Origin of the sequence: Actinoallomurus vinaceus (assembly GCF_039542055.1) — a bacterium.
Taxonomy (GTDB): domain Bacteria; phylum Actinomycetota; class Actinomycetes; order Streptosporangiales; family Streptosporangiaceae; genus Actinoallomurus; species Actinoallomurus vinaceus.
Window position 1 is genome coordinate 1 of sequence record NZ_BAABHK010000036.1, and the last position, 14,804, is coordinate 14,804.

The window sequence follows — 14,804 nt, forward strand, 5'->3', positions numbered from 1 at the left end:
GCCCGCCTGCGCCTCGTGGGCGGCGAAACACCGGACGAGAATCCCACCACCCAAGCGATCACCGCTTAACCTGCAGAAACAGGATCACGCGAAGGCTGGCTCATACACCACCCGCGTGGACGTGACCGTGCCGGGTGTGGCTTTCTGCCGTCTGCCGCTGATGGCTCGGGACGATTGGCCGCCCGGTGCCCCGCGACGACCCGGCCGCTGATTGAGAACTGCGAACCGTCGCTGTGTAGGGATGCGCCGGCAAGGTCGTCTGCGGGAACAGGCCACTGGTCGAGCCAGGGAGACGGCATTGCAGCAGGTATGGGCAGGTGTGGACATCGGCAAGACCCACCACCACGCGGTGGTGATCGACCCGGACGGCAGCCGGCTGCTGTCGCGACGAGTCGCCAACGACGAGGCCGTCCTGCTGGAGCTGATCAGCGAGGTCTCGGCACTGGCCGATAAAGTGACCTGGGCGATCGATGTCCGGACCGGAGGAGCCGCTCTGCTGGTGACGCTTCTGCTCACCGGCGATCACAAGGTCTTCTACCTGTCCGGGCGCATGGTCAACCGGGCGGCCGACGGCTACCGCGGCGAGGGCAAGACCGACGCCCGCGACGCTGCGATCATCGCCGACCAGGCACGGATACGCCGTGATTTGAGACCACTGCGGGCCAATTCGGAACTGATCAGCGAGCTGCGGATGCTGGTCGCCCACCGCCGGGACCTGGTCGCCGACCGCACCCGGATCATCAACCGGCTCCGTGCCCAGCTGCTGAACATCTGCCCGGCCCTCGAACGCGTCCTGGACCTGGCCAACAAGGGACCGCTGATCCTGCTCACCGGTTTCCAGGCCCCCACTGAGATCCGCCAGACCACCGCGGAGAAACTCACATCGTGGCTCCGCAAAAACGGGGTGCGCAAAAGCGCGGCCGCGCTAGCCAACCGTGTCATGCAAGCGGCCTGCTCCCAAACCACCACCCTGCCCGGCGAGCACATCGCCGCCCGCCTGGTCGCCGCCCTGGCCCACACGGTGCTGAATCTGACCGAGCAGATCGAGCACACCGAAGCGCTGATCGAAGACCGCTTCGGACGTCACGAGCTGGCCGAGGTGATCACCAGCATGCCCGGCATCGGCATCCTGCTCGGCGCCGAGTTCCTCGCCGCCACCGGTGGTGACATGACCGCCTTCGCCTCCGCCGACCACCTCGCCGGCTACGCCGGCCTGGCCCCAGCACCCCACGATTCGGGGCGGATCAGCGGCAACCACCACCGCCCACGCCGATACAACCGCGACCTCAACCGCGTCTTCTACACATCCGCACTGATCAGCATCCGCAACGCCGCCGAGTCCCGCGCCTTCTACGACCGCAAACGCGCCGAAGGCAAACACCACACCCAGGCGGTCCTGGCCCTCGCCCGACGACGCGTCAACGTCCTATGGGCCCTCATCCGCGACCGCCGCTACTACCAGCCCGAACGCCCCAGCCACCAAGGCCGCATGATCCTCGTCCGCCCTTGACAACTCCATTGAGAATCGTCCCATCGCGAAGCGACGCGTAGCGCCCTTGACGGGTTCTGGCCGCCGTGCATCCTCACATGTTCGGGGCGGGGGAACACCGGATGTTCCTCCGGTGCTTGAGACCCCCTGTACTTGCGGTGCTCTGCACGAACAGGGGCCCGCGCCGTACCCGAGCTTCACTCGCCTGGTGAGGGATCCGGCGTGTAGGAGAACCGACCGGCCATCGTCCATTCGCCGTCAGGGTTCTTTTCATACCGGTAGATCGCTGTTGTCAGGTCTGAACGAGCGCGCCGATGCGCGCCTACCATCTGGGCGATAGCCTCATGCAACTCGACGTCTGGATCAATCCCCGGCTGGGTATCGGCCCTGAGCATGAAGTAGTGCTGAGTCTGATCTACCTTGATCGTGAGCTCCGCCCAGGCGTCCTCTTCGTACATCTCACGAAGGACAAGCTTCCCGATCGCCTTGTCGAGGTCACGTTGCTCGTGCACATCTACGGCTCCCACGGGGCTCATGCTTCCATGATCGGGACGCTGTCGAGATCGGTTCGGCTGGTACGCGATTTCATTACGTGCTGGCGGGCCGCCGCTTGTGGCTGAGGCGTGTTGGCGGCGTCGCGGTCCCGGTGACTGGCGTCAGGTCCGTGGTCGGCGGGGCTGTCGCTAGCCCGGCCGGACTGGTCCGGCCGTTCGGGGACCGGCGCCCACGCCGCACGCCCCGGACGGCGTGGATATGTACGAGGACTTCTCCACCCGCCCAGTCATCGACCTGAGCTGACGCAACGTGTCGGCGCACACATGGCCGAGTAAGAATCGGACCCGCGCTATCAGGCTCCAGACGGCGCATATTCCGCAACTTCGTCGCAACGGTCCGGAGTGCTCTCCCGCGCGTACGGTGGGACGTTGTGACAGACATCAATTGCGCGGGTGAGTACTCCGGCTCGCGGGGGTCTGGGGGTGGTGGAACCCCCAGAGGCACACTCGATCAACCGACTCCTGAGTGACGTGAGCGGGGCTGCCGTCTGATGGCCGTATGCCACCCGTAGGGCGAGCGAATGCGAGTCTGCCGGCGGTCCTGCGTCCGTCCCGCGAGAACGGCCAGGAGCCGATGATGCTGGAAAGAATCCGCGGTTCGGTCTTCGTCCGCTGGGCCGCCCGACCGGCACGACCGGAGGGACCGGCGCCCACGCCGCACGCCCGTAGGGCGTGCCGGAGCGGGCGGCCCGCGGCGGCGCTTGCGCCGCCGCCTTGATCCGCCTCGGCGGGATACCGAGCAGCCCGAAGAGATCGTCAAGGCGCTTCGCTGGCTCGAAGGTGCATCGCTTCCGATGAGCGTCTTCGATGATCCGAGCGAACGTGCGAAGGTCACGCGTAAGGCGCTCGACGCGTGCGCGAAGACGATCGACGGCGGTCCAGCTGCAGCGACCATGGCCCGCCGTAAGAGGTCGGTGCTGTACAACGCGCTCGGCTACGCGGTCGAGTTGGGCCTTCTTTCGGCAAACCCGGTGGACCGTGTGCAGTGGACGGCACCGGAGGTCGCCGAGACGGTTGACCGCCGTGTGGTCGCCTCTGCTGACCAGGTCCGGGACCTGCTGACCGCCGTCAGCTACGTCGGCCGGACGCGGGGGCCTCACCTGGTGACGTTCTTCGCGCTGCCGTACTTCGCCGCGCTTCGCCCGTCAGAGGCAGTGGCGTTGTGTGAGCAGGACTGCGAACTGCCTGAGGACGGATGGGGCAAGCTCATGCTGTCGGTGTCGGAACCGCAGGCGGGCAAGGCGTGGACCGACGACGGGAAGTACCGGCAGGCGCGTGGCCTGAAGTGGCGGGCCAGGAATGAGACTCGTATGGTGCCGATCCCGCCGGAACTGGTCGCCATGCTCCGCGCGCACATCGAGACGTACGGCGTCGGCTCGGGCGGTCGTCTCTTCCGTACCTCCAGCGGCGGGCCGGTCGGCTCCTCGGCGTACTGGCTGGTGTGGGAGCAGGCACGCAAGCTCGGCCTGCCACCTGCTCGCGCGGAATCACCGCTCGCCGGTCGGCCGTACGACCTTCGGCACGCGGGAGTCTCCCTTTGGCTCAACGCCGGTGTGCCCGCTACCGAGGTCGCCAGGCGGGCGGGGCACAGCGTGGACGTCCTGCTCAAGATCTACGCCAGTTGTATCGACGGCGACGAACGAACAGCCAACCAACGGATCGATGATGCGCTCGCCGCGTAGGTCACAGCCCCTGACGATCAAGTCGGGGGCCTTTCCCGTTGGGTGCGGAAGCCTCCGGCACGCTACTCTGTCTCGCGGGCCAGCACGGGCCAGCCGGAGAACGCGGGCCATACGCGGGCCAGCAGCGGTCAGCGTCTCCAGCGGACTAAGCTTCGTCGCAGGTCAAGCCCTCGTAGCTCAGGGGATAGAGCAACGGTTTCCTAAACCGTGTGCCGCAGGTTCGAATCCTGCCGGGGGCACCCTCTTGATCAAGGAAAACCCCGGCTGACCAGCACGAACACAGGTCGCCGGGGTTTCGCATGTGTGCAGCCGTATGCCACCGGAAGCAGCCCCCGGCCGCTGGTCGCGGGATATACGCGGGATGAGAATCCGGGCGTCGACCCAGGTCAGCCCCCGAAAAAGCGAAGGGCTCCGGGATGAACCGGAGCCCTGTCACCGTAGCGCGCGTCACGCCGCAAGTGCCTTCTCGATCATGCGGTTGATCCGTTCCTCGTCGCCGTCGAGACATCCCGCGTAGACCTTCCACAGGACCTCGACACTGTGGCCCAGCCGCCGGGCGACCTCCTTGGGCGGGACACCGGCGTTGAGGAGCAGCGTCGCGCAGGCGTGCCGAAGGTCGTACGGCCGACCGGCGAGCGGTGTGACCTCTTGCTCGGGGGAGAGGCCGATGGTCCGGGCGTCCTGCCAGATGCGCCATACGGCCGACGCGGAGACGGTTCCCCCGGTCGAGGTACGGAACAGCCGGCCATCCTCGGCCGCCCCGAACGCGTCGAGGTGTTCGAGGAGGATCCGCACCAGCTCCGGTGGGATCGGGACCACTCGCTTCTCACCGACCGGCCGCCGCTTCAGGCCCTTATCGTCGTGCGTCTCGCCGCTGTCGGTGTAGAGCCGACCAGGACCAGGCCGCGACCGAGCGAGCACCAGCCGACCCCATACGGCCTTGGGCAGGTTGCAGGAGCATTCCCCGCCGCAGACACACAGCTCCGGAAGTTCGCAGTCCTGACGCCGCAGGCCGGCCGCCTCGGAGGGGCGAAGACCGCCGTAGTACATGCAGGCATACAGCGCCCGGAGACGACGACCACGGCCGTTGAATCGGCCCACGTAGGTCACTGCGGCAAGGAGCTGTCGCGCCTGGACGGGATTGGCGACAACGCTCCGGTCAACCTGCTCGACCTTGTCGGGTGCCTTCCAGTCGACCTGGTCGATCGGATTGGCGTCGAGCAGCTTCCGCTCTTTGACCGCGTACTTGAGCACGTTGTAGAGAACCGCGCGCTTCCGGGCGATGGTCGTGGCAGCCGCTGGGCGACCGTCCATAGTGATCGCAATGGCGTTCAGCGCGGAGCGCGTTACGTCAGCCTCGGCCAGGGCCACCACAGGGAGCGATCGGCTTTGCAGCCACTTGAGCGCCGCAGCCTCCCCGTCCGGTACAGGCAGTTCCCAGCGCGGAGGATTCAGCGCATGGTGGAGCAGAGCCCGCCGGAGAAGCTTCGCGTCCGGTGCTCCCTTCTTGTCCGTGACGATCGCGGGAGTCACCGTCGCCAAGGCGTCGAGGGTGCTCTTACGCGTCTCACCGGCCGCAGGCGACCACTTGGCCTTGATGTACGACCTCACGAGGTCGTACCAGGTGACGGCCGACTCCTTGGGAAGCATCGACTCGGGCAGGCCCGTCTCTACGTCGAACGCTTCACCGGCCTTTGCCGCTTGTCGCAGGTCGGACAGGAAGCTCTCAGCCAGGGCCTTGGTCCGGCGCGTCCGAGAGCGCTGCTTGCCAGCGACGACCCAGCGGATCTCATACGAGGCGGTCTTGCTGGACTTGTTCCGGCGGACGTCCCAGAACTTCACATCGGTCGACTTCACGCTGCCTCCTGCAGGGTCTCCAGCCAGGCGGCGAGCTCGCTGCGCCAGATGCGGATCTCGCCGTTGGGCAGCTTGAGGCCTGTAGGAGCGTTGCCTAGTTCGCGCCATCGGTAGAACGTCCGGCGGGAGACCCCGCCGAGTTCGGCGAGGACTTCGGGAACGGTCATCAGCTCATCTCGTCTGTTCACATGGCCTCCATGAGTTCCGGCGGGCTTGCGCCCGCTCCGGTGGAGTCGAATGGGGGTAGTGGCTTGCCGCTGAGTGCGGCGGTCAGGAACGCTTCGCCGGGTGTGTGGCCTTGGCCGACGTAGTCCCAGTGCGCGATGACGAGCACCTGGTCCTCGTCGAAGAGGGGCAGTCGGCCGGTGGTGATGTCGTGTTCGCGCTGGTTGAAGGCCATGCGCGCAGTTCGGAGCGCGCCGAGGGTGGTGGAATACCGGCGGGACTTGGTCGAGAAGTGACCTCGGAAGCCGAGCATGTGCGCCCAGTCCGCAAGCCGAAGGTCGGCCATCTCTTCCAGCGCGCCCAGCCGCCGACACTCAGCGATCAATCGGCGTGCGTGATCGCGAACATCAAGCCGGTCGAGGTCATCAGTCGGGCGGATGCGCCGGTCCAGGGTGCCGACGCACTCAGCCGCCTTGGTGGCGTATTTGGCGATGTAGCCGGCTACGGCTTGGTCGGTCAGTTCGCCGGTCGTGGTGATCGGCCGGACGTCGACCTGAGACCCCCATGCCAGCACGCGGGCGGGAAGGTCCTCGGTCTCTGGGGTGGTCACCGTGACCGCGCGAGCGGCGTGGTGGACGGCGTCGTCGAGGAGTTCACCGGTCGCCCAGGCCGGCGGGGGCGTGGTCGGGCCGTCGGGTCCGTCGAGGCGGATGACGGCGTGGAAGTGGACGATGCCCCGGCGTTGGTATTCGGCGACCTTGGCGAAGGAGACGGCCAGCACGGCCCGCAGTTCGGCCACGGTCAGGCCCACAGACTTGGCGAGTCGCCGCCGTAGGGCGAGGGTGAAGCGTCGCCATAGTTCGGGGGCGAGGGCGTTGAACAGGACGGAGCCGGTGTAGTCGTAGCAGTCTGGGCAGAGCGGTTCACCTAGCCGCGGATCGTCGGCCCCGTGCCGCTGCGTGCAGGATTGGGGGCGTCCGTGGGGGCAGTCCCCCAGGTCGCGGCGGGGGTGGCACGGCCGAAGCTTGCCGGCCTTTTCGTGTCGGGCGTGGACCGGGCCGAAGCCGGGTGCGGTCAGGGTGACGAACGCGGCGGGATGATCGGTGACGGTGTCGGGGACGCCTTTGCCGCCGACCAGGCCCGCGCGGACGAGTTGGTAGGTGTCGGTCCGGTAGACCTCCGCACAGGAGGGGCAGCGGGACGCGCGGCGGGTTTTGCACGCCACGCGCAGTACGCCGTCCGGTTCATGGACGGTGGAGTAGCGGTGGAGAAGGGCGCCGGTGAGCGGGTCGTGGTAGTCGACGCGGCCACGTAGGTGGATGGGTTGGGCGCAGCCGCCGGTCCGGCGGATCTGGGCGGTCCAGCGGTGGTAGTCGGGTGAGGTGGCGCGGCGGGCGATGTCGCGCAGCGTCAGCGGGGACAGGGCAGGAGCAGGCAAGATGAAGGGGTCTCCCGTCGTTCATGGAGCGGTTGGGGATGGCCCCCGACGTGGCGCGGAACTTGGCGGTTGTGTGGCCACGCCGGGGGCGCAGAGCCTCAGCAGAACCCGAGGCCCTCGCAGTGCTCGCAGGTCTGGCCGTCGGAGGTCAGGCCGCCGGTGCAGTGGCAACAGGCCCAGTGCTCCACAGGCGGCACCAGCGCCGGACGGCCGTCGTCGAGGTTCATCAGGCGGCTTCCTCGGTCGTGGTGTCGAAGGCCGGGGCGTAGCTCATCAGCGCGTCGTAGGCGTCCATCTGCCGGGCGGGGATGTGAACGACCTTGTAGGTGATGCGGCCGAACGTTTTGGCCACGGTGTAGTGGCCGTCGTCGGGCCGGTCGTCGACCGGAGCGGCGTCCAGGAGTGCGGCGATGCGGTCGACCTCGGCCGCCTGGTCCTCGTCGGTGCCGCGCGGGTGGTAGGAGACCTCCCACCCGTACTCGTTGACCGGAACACCAGGGTTGGCCTCTAGGAAGTCGGCCAGCGCCCGGAGACCGGCGATGGTCTGGCGGCGGGCGAACAGATCACCGGGCACGATCGGCTCTGTGGTCATGGCGGTTCTCCTCAGGCGGTGCGGATCTGGCGGAGCAGGTCAGAGGCGAGCTGGTTGGACACACCCAGCCGCGCGCGCAGCGCGTCACGGGTGATCGGGCGTCCGTGGCGTTCTTCGTGTTCAGTGGCGACCCGGCGGGCGAAGGTCAGCAGTTCGGCCGCCGGACCGACCGCCGAAGGAGCCTCGTCCGGGCGCTCGTCCTGGGTCGGTGCGTCGTCCCGGACGAGGACGAGGTCCGAGGATGGCCGTCCGAACGAGGGCGGGAGCGGGGACGACTCGGCAGTGACCGTCGCGGACGATGACGGCGGCTCCTCGGCTGGGCGTCGACCGGTGGAGCGTCGTTCGAGCATGGAGACGGCGACCAGGAACGCGCCCGCCGGGGTCGCTGCTGTGAGCCAGCCCCACGGGGTGGGTTCGGCTTGGGCGAGGTTGGCGGCCAGGGACAGCACCACCCCGCCGGCCAGCACGAGCGACGGCCAGGAGACCGGCCTGGTACGGCGTCCAGTGCGGCGGTCCCGCTGACGTTCGCGCGCCGCCATGACACAGGTCAGGTCGATGCAGACGGCAATCGCCCAGGCCATCCAGCCGTGTTGTCCGTGCTGGCGGGCGGTGTCGCGGATGTGGGTGAACGACCCAGCGGCAGCGATCCCTGCCAGGACGACGACTGGCCCGGAGTCGGCCGCCAGTCCGCCGAGGCGGGGCATCACGCCGCTCCCAACTCGCACGCGCCCAGCAGCGCGGCCAACTCAGAGTCACAGTGGTGGGTGTCGGCCCAGTCGAGGAGCCAGCCCAGCGCGTCCGGGTAGGCCGACTCCGTCTCAGCGCACTGGGCACACACCGCGACATGCACGCCTCGCGTGTCATCGAAGGTGAGCCGGACGGGGTCGATGACGGGACGGCGGGACGAGGACGGACGGCCGTCCCGACGGCGGGGACGAGCGGACGAGGAGCGGACGGCGGGACGGCGCAGGGGAATGACGTTGCTCATGGGGGAGCCTCCGAGGGACGAGAGAAGGGGTTAAGCGGCTTGGTCGTCCTGGACGGCGCGCGGGCCGGTCCGGACGAGGTCTGTCCAGGGGGTGGCGAGGTGGCGGTGTGCGTGGGCGGCGGCTTCCGCGTCGGCCTCCGTGGTCAGCGCCGAGCGAGCCCGATTCCAGGACCCATCGCTGCCGGCCACGATCGCCACGCCGGGGGTCTCGGCCGGGATGGCGCGGGCGGCCTCCAAGGCGGCCGGGTCCATGTCGCCGAGCGTCATCGTCGCCGTCTCCGGGTCGTTGACCCGATGGCAGACACGGCCGGACAGCTGCGAGCGCAGCGCGGTGACGCCGGGTCCGAGGTCTGAGCCGATGCGCTGGCCGCAGACGATCAGGTAGACCCCGAACGCCCGCCCCAGTTGGGCGATGCGCAGCAGCGCGACCGAGGTCTTGGCGACCTCGTCTTTCTCAGCCTTGTCAGCGATCAGGAACAACTCGGCCACCTCGTCGACCACGACCACGATCGGCATCGGCCGCAGCTCTTCGGGGAGTCGCCAGACGTTGCGGACGCCCGCCTCGCGGCAGTCGGCCATCCGGTGCGTCAGCTCCGACACCAGCCCATCCAGCAGCCGCACACACCCCGCCCGCGTGGTCGCCAGTGCGGACATGCGGGCCGCGTATGGAGTCAGCTCGACCCCGCCCTTGAGGTCGAACCCGACCAGCGCGACCGGTTGCGGAGCACGGCCGGCGATGATCGCGTTCAGCAGCGTGGACTTGCCCGATTGGGTCGCGCCGGCGAACAGCCAGTGCGGCATGGTCTTGAAGTCGATCACCCACGGCCGCCCGTTCTCCAGCACCCCGGGCCGCACCCGTAGCAGGTCGCCTGGCTCAGGGGGCAGTGGTGGGACTGTGATGAGGGGGTCTTTGCGGGTGGCGATCAGCACGACCTTGCCCGGCTTGGACTCCAGCACCCGCACCGCGTGAGCACGCCAGGCATGCGCCAGCCGTTCGGCGACACGGGCGAAGTCGTCGGGGATCTGCCCGTCGTTCAGCGTGATCCGGAGTCGCCAGCCCAGCAGGGAGGGGCGGATCAGGCCTAGGCGGGGAGCCTTTTCGATCTCCACCCGCCGCAGGTGACGGCGCTCCACGATCGCCGTCGCCTCACGTGAGGCGGCCCCCAGGACGGGGACGGAATCCAGGGTGATGCGCCAGCGTCGCCGCTTGTGGGTCAGCTTGCAGGCCGAGGCGACGTGCTGCCAGGTGGCGTAGAGCCAGACCGCGCGGGCCGGGAACCCGACGCACAGCCAGAACGACAGCGGATGAATCCGCCGCCACGCCAGGCCCCCGGCGACCACGGCGACAAGACCCGCAACCACCTCGAACAGCGTTGCCTTGTCGATCATCACGGCCCCGCTCAGGCAGCCCGGACGACGGACGCGGGCACGACGGCCGACGCGGCGAAGGAGACCCCGTGCCGCTGCTGGCCGTTCATGACCTGCTCCCACGGGCGGGCTATCAGGTCAGAGACAGTGACGATCTGGCCCACCTGGACCTCAGGATCACCGGGGACGTTGACCGTCACCAGGTCGATCCGGCCCGCTTCGTTCGCGACCGACAGACCGACCTGAAAGACCGTCCGACCCTGGCTGTCGACCTTGACCTCACCGGTCTCACGGTTGACCAGCTTCGGCGCAGGCGGGGCGACACACACGAAGGTCAGGGCGCGGGTGTCGACCGGGATACCGATGTTCTGCATGACTCTCCCAGAGAGAACTGTCTACCTAGCTGCCTAGGTAGCTGCCTTGACTCAAATGTACCTAGGTAGGCGTACAAGTCAAGTCGTTGGCCGGAATATTCCTATGCACCTAGGGGCCTAGGGGAGAGCTGTACACTCTCTGACATGGGAAATCCCCGTTCCGTTGATCGCCGCAAGCCATACGTACGCATCGCTGACGACTTGCGCGCGGGCATCGCGTCCGGCCGATATCCGGTCGGAGAGGCGCTACCTCCCGCCGGAGAGATCGCCGAGAGGTACGGCGTCGCGAAGATGACCGTCAGCAACGCGCTCACGGTGCTGCGGGACGAAGGACTCATCCAGACCAGGCAGGGGAGTCGGACCACCGTCGTGGCGAAGCCGGACGCGCCGGCCGAGGCGGAAGCCGACCACGAGGAGCGCAGCGAAGAGTTTCAGATCATCTTCGGCCAGCTTCAAGAGATGCGCAGCGCCATCGGACACCTGCGCGCGAAGATCGAAGCACTCGACGAGCGCACCAAGGACCTCTGATCACGGGCTCAGCAGCCGACGTCAACGGTGTGCAAGAAGCCGAGCGTCACGAGTCTTTCTGACAGGTAGAGCCGTTCGGCGGGCGTGCCGACGGAGGCTTGAAGAACCTTATGGCCGGCACCGTTCGCTCGGCCCCAGGCCATCGAGGCGCGCCATAGGTTTCGTCCATGGCCACGGCCCCGGTAGTCCGGATGGACGGCGAAGTACTGGGGTGGCTGGATGGTGGCACCGGTCGAGTCGGTCATTGTCGCCAGTGGACCGATGGCACCTACTATGCGGTCATCCTGCACCGTCACCAAGACAGGACCGTCGTCGATTCCGGCTTGCATCCGTTGGTAGAGGAAGGCGAAGCCCTCAGGGCCGATCTCTTCGGTGAACGCCGGGAACGTGGAGGCGTACGGGCAGTCATTCAGGCTCATCACCGCCCCGGAGACACCCGATTCCTGATCTTCGAAGGTCTTGAGCATCAAGCGCGTACGTGCGCCCTCGCCCACGTCGTCGAACCAGATGAGACGGCCAGCCACCGCGCCATAGGTGGTCATCCAGGTCAGGGACCACTCAGCCGCATGACCAATATCAGGCTTGCCGCGCCCGTAATAGTGGATCTTGAGCAAGCCGCGTCCACGGGTCGACAGTGTCGGAATCACCGTGAGTTCGGGACGGTGGATGATCTCTTGCGTGATCACCCGTTCGTCTTTTGTTGAGGACCAGCGCCGATCTTTGTCGTAGGGCAGGAAACGGCCTGTATGCGCGACCAACATCACCGCGTCGAAAAGTTCTGCGGAGAGAGCCTGCGGTCTTACCGGTCCGAGCGTAGGAACGTACGGAACGGAAATCGCCGAGCTGAGCCAGTCCCACCGGAATCTCACGCAATTAGTGTAACGAACGCCACACATGAAACAGGCTCCGACTGTAAAAGCCGGAGCCTGCTTCGCTCTTTCGATCAGAACGGGTTGTCGTCACCCGCGCTGCATGAGCACACGTTGCCGTCCGACAGTGCGTCGACGTCGTCGACGAACGTGATCTCATCGCCCGACACGGGCGGCGCCGGCTGGAGCAGATCCACGGTCATTTTTCCTCCTCTCTGGGCTCTCGGTGCTGGCAGTAGGCCGCCAGCGGTGCCTTGGCCTTGCGGTAGAGCTGGACGAGCGGCATGCAGGTACCGCAGGTGCCCTGGAGCTGGCAGCCCGAGCAGCCGCCTTGACGCAGAAGCAGCCGATCAGCGATCGAGCCCAGCCGCGCCAGACCTTCGACGCCTTCCTCTATGAGGGGGACGTTCGGCTCGCGACCCACCTTGCAGATACTCGCCTTGCCGAACGGGTCGACGTGGAAGAAGGTGTGGCCGGCGTTGCAGCCCTTGAATACCTGGCGTTTGCGCAGGTGTTCCTTGGACTGTGACGGCAGCGTCTCGGCGCCGCCGTAGATCGTCGGCACCATGTTGACGTACTCGTCCATCGGGATGCCCAGGCGATCGGCGAGGGCACGCATCTGGTCGACCTCGTGGGCGTTGTGCTTGGTGACGATCATGCTGAGCGCGAGGGGGAGACCCGCCTCGTGCCCGGCGTGCAGTCCCTTCATGAACAGGCGGTACGCACCCTTGCGTCGGGTCAGCCCGTCGTAGCTCTCCTCCGTCGCGCCGTACACGCTGAGCGTGATGCGGTGCGGGCGGCATGCGGTGAGCAGGTCGAGGACCTTGGGATTGAACAGCCGGGACCCGTTGGACAAGAGCGTTAACATCATGCCCAGCTCATAGGCACGCTGGTAGACCTCGCGGAACAGCCGGTCGATCATCGGTTCGCCGCCGGTGAGCTGGAGCCAGAGGACACCCGCGTCACGCAGGATATAAAGCAACCGCTCACGGTCCGGCCATTCCAGACCCTCGAATTTCTTCAGGCCGAGATAGCAGTGTTCGCAGTCGTAATTGCAGCCGAGGTTCAGTTCGTACGACGCTCGGCCATATCCGTATCCGCCGTCCGAGCGGACGAGAGTGGTCTCCCGAAGCGGGCGGCCAGAGATGTCGATGCCCCAGGCGTTACGAGCCGACTCGGCGAACCAGGCCGGTACAGAGCCATCCGCCGTCGCGATCTCCTCATATCTTGCTTGAGAGATCTTGATTCCGTTCGGCTGACCTGGACGGAGTATGACGTGGTTGCCGAGGAAAGGACTGACGATCAGTTCGTGCATGACGCCCCCTCTTGGAGTCGATCAACGGACCATTTGCTTTCAGCGGGCCGCCGGCCGGGCGGGCTCGGAGCGGTCACCAGGTGAGCCGCACCCTTGGTTGCGGTGTTGGGGAGGACGCGTCATGGACCGGGCCGGAGCGTTCGTGCCCTCCTGGCGGAGGTAGTTCTCGACTTTGGCCATGCGAACGGCCAGCCGATCCGGATCGGTGTCGTAGATCCAGAAGGCGTCACGCAGGTGCCCTGGAAGTGCCACCAGCATCAGGTATTGCTGGTCGGGCAGCACGACCCATCCAGGGTGTCCTGCCATGAGATTGGCCGCCACGGCGTCTAGGTCACGCATCATGCCGTCGCACCTCCGTCGTCAGGGCGGTACGAACCGCTAGCGCACCGGCGCGGGTCCAGACATGTGCGGCGATGGCAGCAGCCGCCCCGGCCGGATCTGTCACCAGGTGACTGTCGCCCCCCGAGTTCCAGTCGAAGTAGTCACCGGTCACCGAGATGACGACGTCAAGCCGCCCCGTGGCTGAGCGGATGAACGCGGCCGGCCCCGCGTCGCTCATCCCGACCTGAAACCCGAAGCCGACCAGTTCTCGCACCAGACCGGCCAGGAGACGTATCTCCCGCTTGTGCTGTTCCGCGCTGTCCACCGAAGCACCCTTCTGGTTGGACGCGGGACCGGTGGCGGAGGCGTTGAAGGTGTGGATCGACGCCACCGGTCCCGCAGCTCATCACGTCGCCCAGGTCGACGTGCCCGGCTGGTTCAGGCGGACCGTTCGGCCCGCATACTCGGCGATGCGGTCACCCGCCGGGCGATCTCGGCGGCCCAGACCTGCAAGTCGCACAGTTCGGCGGAGATCCGCGCGATGTCTTCGAGCAGTAGCCGACGTTCGGCGTTCGTCAAGCCCGCAGTCCTCCTGTTCGCGGCCTTCCGCGCCTGGTCAATCGATGCGACCCGTCCCGAGCTGTCCATGGGTCAACCGTGGCTGACGGAAGGGGTCAGAACCCATTCCTCGGGGCTATACCGAGACGGGATACCGGGGCGGGATATACGCTCGGACGTGCGCTAACTGCGGTCATGCCAAGGCAACGCTGAAGCCAACCGGGGGTATGGATGCCAGGACGGGCGATGAACCCGATCACAGTCCCGGCGTCGTTGTGGCAGCGCCCTGAAACGCTCGATGCGCTGCGCAATCGTGACATCGGCCGCGTGTTTCGGCTTGTCCAGCAGTACACCGGGGCGTCTCAGACCCAAATCGCCGCCGCATGTGACACCACCCAGGGCAAGGTAAGCCGCTACATGAGCGGTGTGGCACAGGTCGAGAAGCTCGACCGGTTCGAGGCCATCGCTGACGGCCTGGACATGACCGATGAAGCCCGGATGAGCCTAGGTGTTCTGTCTCGTGAGGTTGGGGACGCGGCTGGCGGGTGGCTGGCCTTTCAGCGCGGTGTGTCCGCGGTGGTGATTGTAGGCATGTAGCCAGTCGGGGAAGGCCTGGCGTCGTTCGGTTTCGGTTCGGTAGGGGCGGGCGTAGGCCCATTCTTCGAGCAGGGTGCGGTTGAAGCGTTCGACTTTGCCGTTGGTCTGA

At 67.1% G+C, this 14,804-nt stretch carries 21 protein-coding genes and 1 tRNA gene; 5 read left to right on the plus strand and 17 right to left on the minus strand.

Going from position 1 to position 14,804, the window contains the following annotated elements; translation table 11 throughout:
* The first annotated feature begins 298 nt into the window (after positions 1 to 298).
* On the plus strand, positions 299 to 1,510 hold the full coding sequence (locus ABEA24_RS52950) for an IS110 family RNA-guided transposase (RefSeq protein ID WP_425551344.1): 1,212 nt from the start codon (positions 299 to 301) through the stop codon (positions 1,508 to 1,510).
* Between the two features lie 176 nt (positions 1,511 to 1,686).
* On the opposite strand, the gene ABEA24_RS52955 is transcribed toward ABEA24_RS52950, so the two are convergent.
* Entirely contained in the window at positions 1,687 to 2,025 is a 339-nt protein-coding gene (locus ABEA24_RS52955; RefSeq protein ID WP_345444588.1) for a hypothetical protein, read from the minus strand.
* Positions 2,026 to 2,837: 812 nt separating this feature from the next.
* Here ABEA24_RS52955 and ABEA24_RS52960 point away from each other — a divergent pair.
* Complete coding sequence (locus ABEA24_RS52960) at positions 2,838 to 3,725, plus strand: tyrosine-type recombinase/integrase (RefSeq protein WP_345444591.1); 888 nt, start codon at positions 2,838 to 2,840, stop codon at positions 3,723 to 3,725.
* Positions 3,726 to 3,891: 166 nt separating this feature from the next.
* A tRNA-Arg gene (locus ABEA24_RS52965) sits at positions 3,892 to 3,964 on the plus strand.
* Positions 3,965 to 4,172: 208 nt separating this feature from the next.
* On the opposite strand, the gene ABEA24_RS52970 is transcribed toward ABEA24_RS52965, so the two are convergent.
* The 9 genes from ABEA24_RS52970 to ABEA24_RS53010 all read right to left on the minus strand — a co-directional run bounded on the left by ABEA24_RS52970 (position 4,173) and on the right by ABEA24_RS53010 (position 10,507).
* Entirely contained in the window at positions 4,173 to 5,582 is a 1,410-nt protein-coding gene (locus tag ABEA24_RS52970) for a tyrosine-type recombinase/integrase (RefSeq protein WP_345444594.1), read from the minus strand.
* Positions 5,579 to 5,770 (minus strand): helix-turn-helix transcriptional regulator, encoded by a 192-nt coding sequence (locus ABEA24_RS52975; RefSeq protein ID WP_345444597.1) that lies wholly within the window; start codon positions 5,768 to 5,770, stop codon positions 5,579 to 5,581. The genes ABEA24_RS52970 and ABEA24_RS52975 overlap by 4 nt, the downstream gene beginning before the upstream one ends.
* The gene (locus tag ABEA24_RS52980) at positions 5,767 to 7,185 is read right to left on the minus strand and encodes a replication initiator (RefSeq protein WP_345444600.1); all 1,419 of its coding nucleotides are present in this window, start codon (positions 7,183 to 7,185) and stop codon (positions 5,767 to 5,769) included. The genes ABEA24_RS52975 and ABEA24_RS52980 overlap by 4 nt, the downstream gene beginning before the upstream one ends.
* Before the next feature lie 98 nt (positions 7,186 to 7,283).
* The gene (locus ABEA24_RS52985) at positions 7,284 to 7,412 is read right to left on the minus strand and encodes a hypothetical protein (protein ID WP_345444602.1); all 129 of its coding nucleotides are present in this window, start codon (positions 7,410 to 7,412) and stop codon (positions 7,284 to 7,286) included.
* Positions 7,412 to 7,777, minus strand: coding sequence for a hypothetical protein (locus tag ABEA24_RS52990; RefSeq protein WP_345444604.1), 366 nt, complete (start codon positions 7,775 to 7,777; stop codon positions 7,412 to 7,414). The genes ABEA24_RS52985 and ABEA24_RS52990 overlap by 1 nt, the downstream gene beginning before the upstream one ends.
* Before the next feature lie 11 nt (positions 7,778 to 7,788).
* Positions 7,789 to 8,481: a DUF2637 domain-containing protein gene (locus tag ABEA24_RS52995; RefSeq protein ID WP_345444606.1), complete on the minus strand. Its 693-nt coding sequence runs from the start codon at positions 8,479 to 8,481 to the stop codon at positions 7,789 to 7,791.
* Positions 8,481 to 8,765 (minus strand): hypothetical protein, encoded by a 285-nt coding sequence (locus ABEA24_RS53000; protein ID WP_345444609.1) that lies wholly within the window; start codon positions 8,763 to 8,765, stop codon positions 8,481 to 8,483. The genes ABEA24_RS52995 and ABEA24_RS53000 overlap by 1 nt, the downstream gene beginning before the upstream one ends.
* 30 nt (positions 8,766 to 8,795) lie before the next feature.
* A complete protein-coding gene (locus ABEA24_RS53005) occupies positions 8,796 to 10,154 on the minus strand; it encodes an FtsK/SpoIIIE domain-containing protein (RefSeq protein ID WP_345444612.1) in 1,359 nt (452 codons plus the stop codon).
* A gap of 11 nt (positions 10,155 to 10,165) precedes the next feature.
* A complete protein-coding gene (locus tag ABEA24_RS53010; protein WP_345444615.1) occupies positions 10,166 to 10,507 on the minus strand; it encodes an SCO3933 family regulatory protein in 342 nt (113 codons plus the stop codon).
* 144 nt (positions 10,508 to 10,651) lie between these two features.
* Here ABEA24_RS53010 and ABEA24_RS53015 point away from each other — a divergent pair, with 144 nt between their 5' ends.
* Positions 10,652 to 11,035, plus strand: coding sequence for a GntR family transcriptional regulator (locus ABEA24_RS53015; RefSeq protein ID WP_345444616.1), 384 nt, complete (start codon positions 10,652 to 10,654; stop codon positions 11,033 to 11,035).
* Positions 11,036 to 11,043: 8 nt separating this feature from the next.
* Here the strand turns inward: ABEA24_RS53015 and ABEA24_RS53020 are convergent, their stop codons facing one another.
* The 6 genes from ABEA24_RS53020 to ABEA24_RS53045 form a co-directional block, all read right to left on the minus strand.
* The gene (locus ABEA24_RS53020) at positions 11,044 to 11,904 is read right to left on the minus strand and encodes a GNAT family N-acetyltransferase (protein ID WP_345444619.1); all 861 of its coding nucleotides are present in this window, start codon (positions 11,902 to 11,904) and stop codon (positions 11,044 to 11,046) included.
* A 74-nt stretch (positions 11,905 to 11,978) separates the two neighbouring features.
* Positions 11,979 to 12,107 (minus strand): hypothetical protein, encoded by a 129-nt coding sequence (locus ABEA24_RS53025; protein WP_345444622.1) that lies wholly within the window; start codon positions 12,105 to 12,107, stop codon positions 11,979 to 11,981.
* Positions 12,104 to 13,219 carry a radical SAM protein gene (locus tag ABEA24_RS53030; protein WP_345444625.1) on the minus strand — a complete coding sequence of 372 codons (1,116 nt, stop codon included), beginning with the start codon at positions 13,217 to 13,219 and terminating at the stop codon, positions 12,104 to 12,106. The genes ABEA24_RS53025 and ABEA24_RS53030 overlap by 4 nt, the downstream gene beginning before the upstream one ends.
* A gap of 39 nt (positions 13,220 to 13,258) precedes the next feature.
* Positions 13,259 to 13,561, minus strand: coding sequence for a hypothetical protein (locus ABEA24_RS53035; protein WP_345444628.1), 303 nt, complete (start codon positions 13,559 to 13,561; stop codon positions 13,259 to 13,261).
* Entirely contained in the window at positions 13,551 to 13,931 is a 381-nt protein-coding gene (locus ABEA24_RS53040) for a hypothetical protein (protein ID WP_345444631.1), read from the minus strand. Before ABEA24_RS53040 ends, ABEA24_RS53035 begins: the two co-directional genes overlap by 11 nt.
* A gap of 47 nt (positions 13,932 to 13,978) precedes the next feature.
* A complete protein-coding gene (locus tag ABEA24_RS53045) occupies positions 13,979 to 14,119 on the minus strand; it encodes a hypothetical protein (protein WP_345444634.1) in 141 nt (46 codons plus the stop codon).
* A gap of 225 nt (positions 14,120 to 14,344) precedes the next feature.
* Here ABEA24_RS53045 and ABEA24_RS53050 point away from each other — a divergent pair, with 225 nt between their 5' ends.
* Positions 14,345 to 14,695 carry a helix-turn-helix domain-containing protein gene (locus ABEA24_RS53050; protein WP_345444637.1) on the plus strand — a complete coding sequence of 117 codons (351 nt, stop codon included), beginning with the start codon at positions 14,345 to 14,347 and terminating at the stop codon, positions 14,693 to 14,695.
* Here the strand turns inward: ABEA24_RS53050 and ABEA24_RS53055 are convergent.
* Positions 14,603 to 14,804 (minus strand): integrase core domain-containing protein (locus ABEA24_RS53055; RefSeq protein ID WP_345444640.1); only part of this gene is annotated, 202 nt, incomplete at its 5' end. The two genes, ABEA24_RS53050 and ABEA24_RS53055, sit on opposite strands and share 93 nt — an antisense overlap.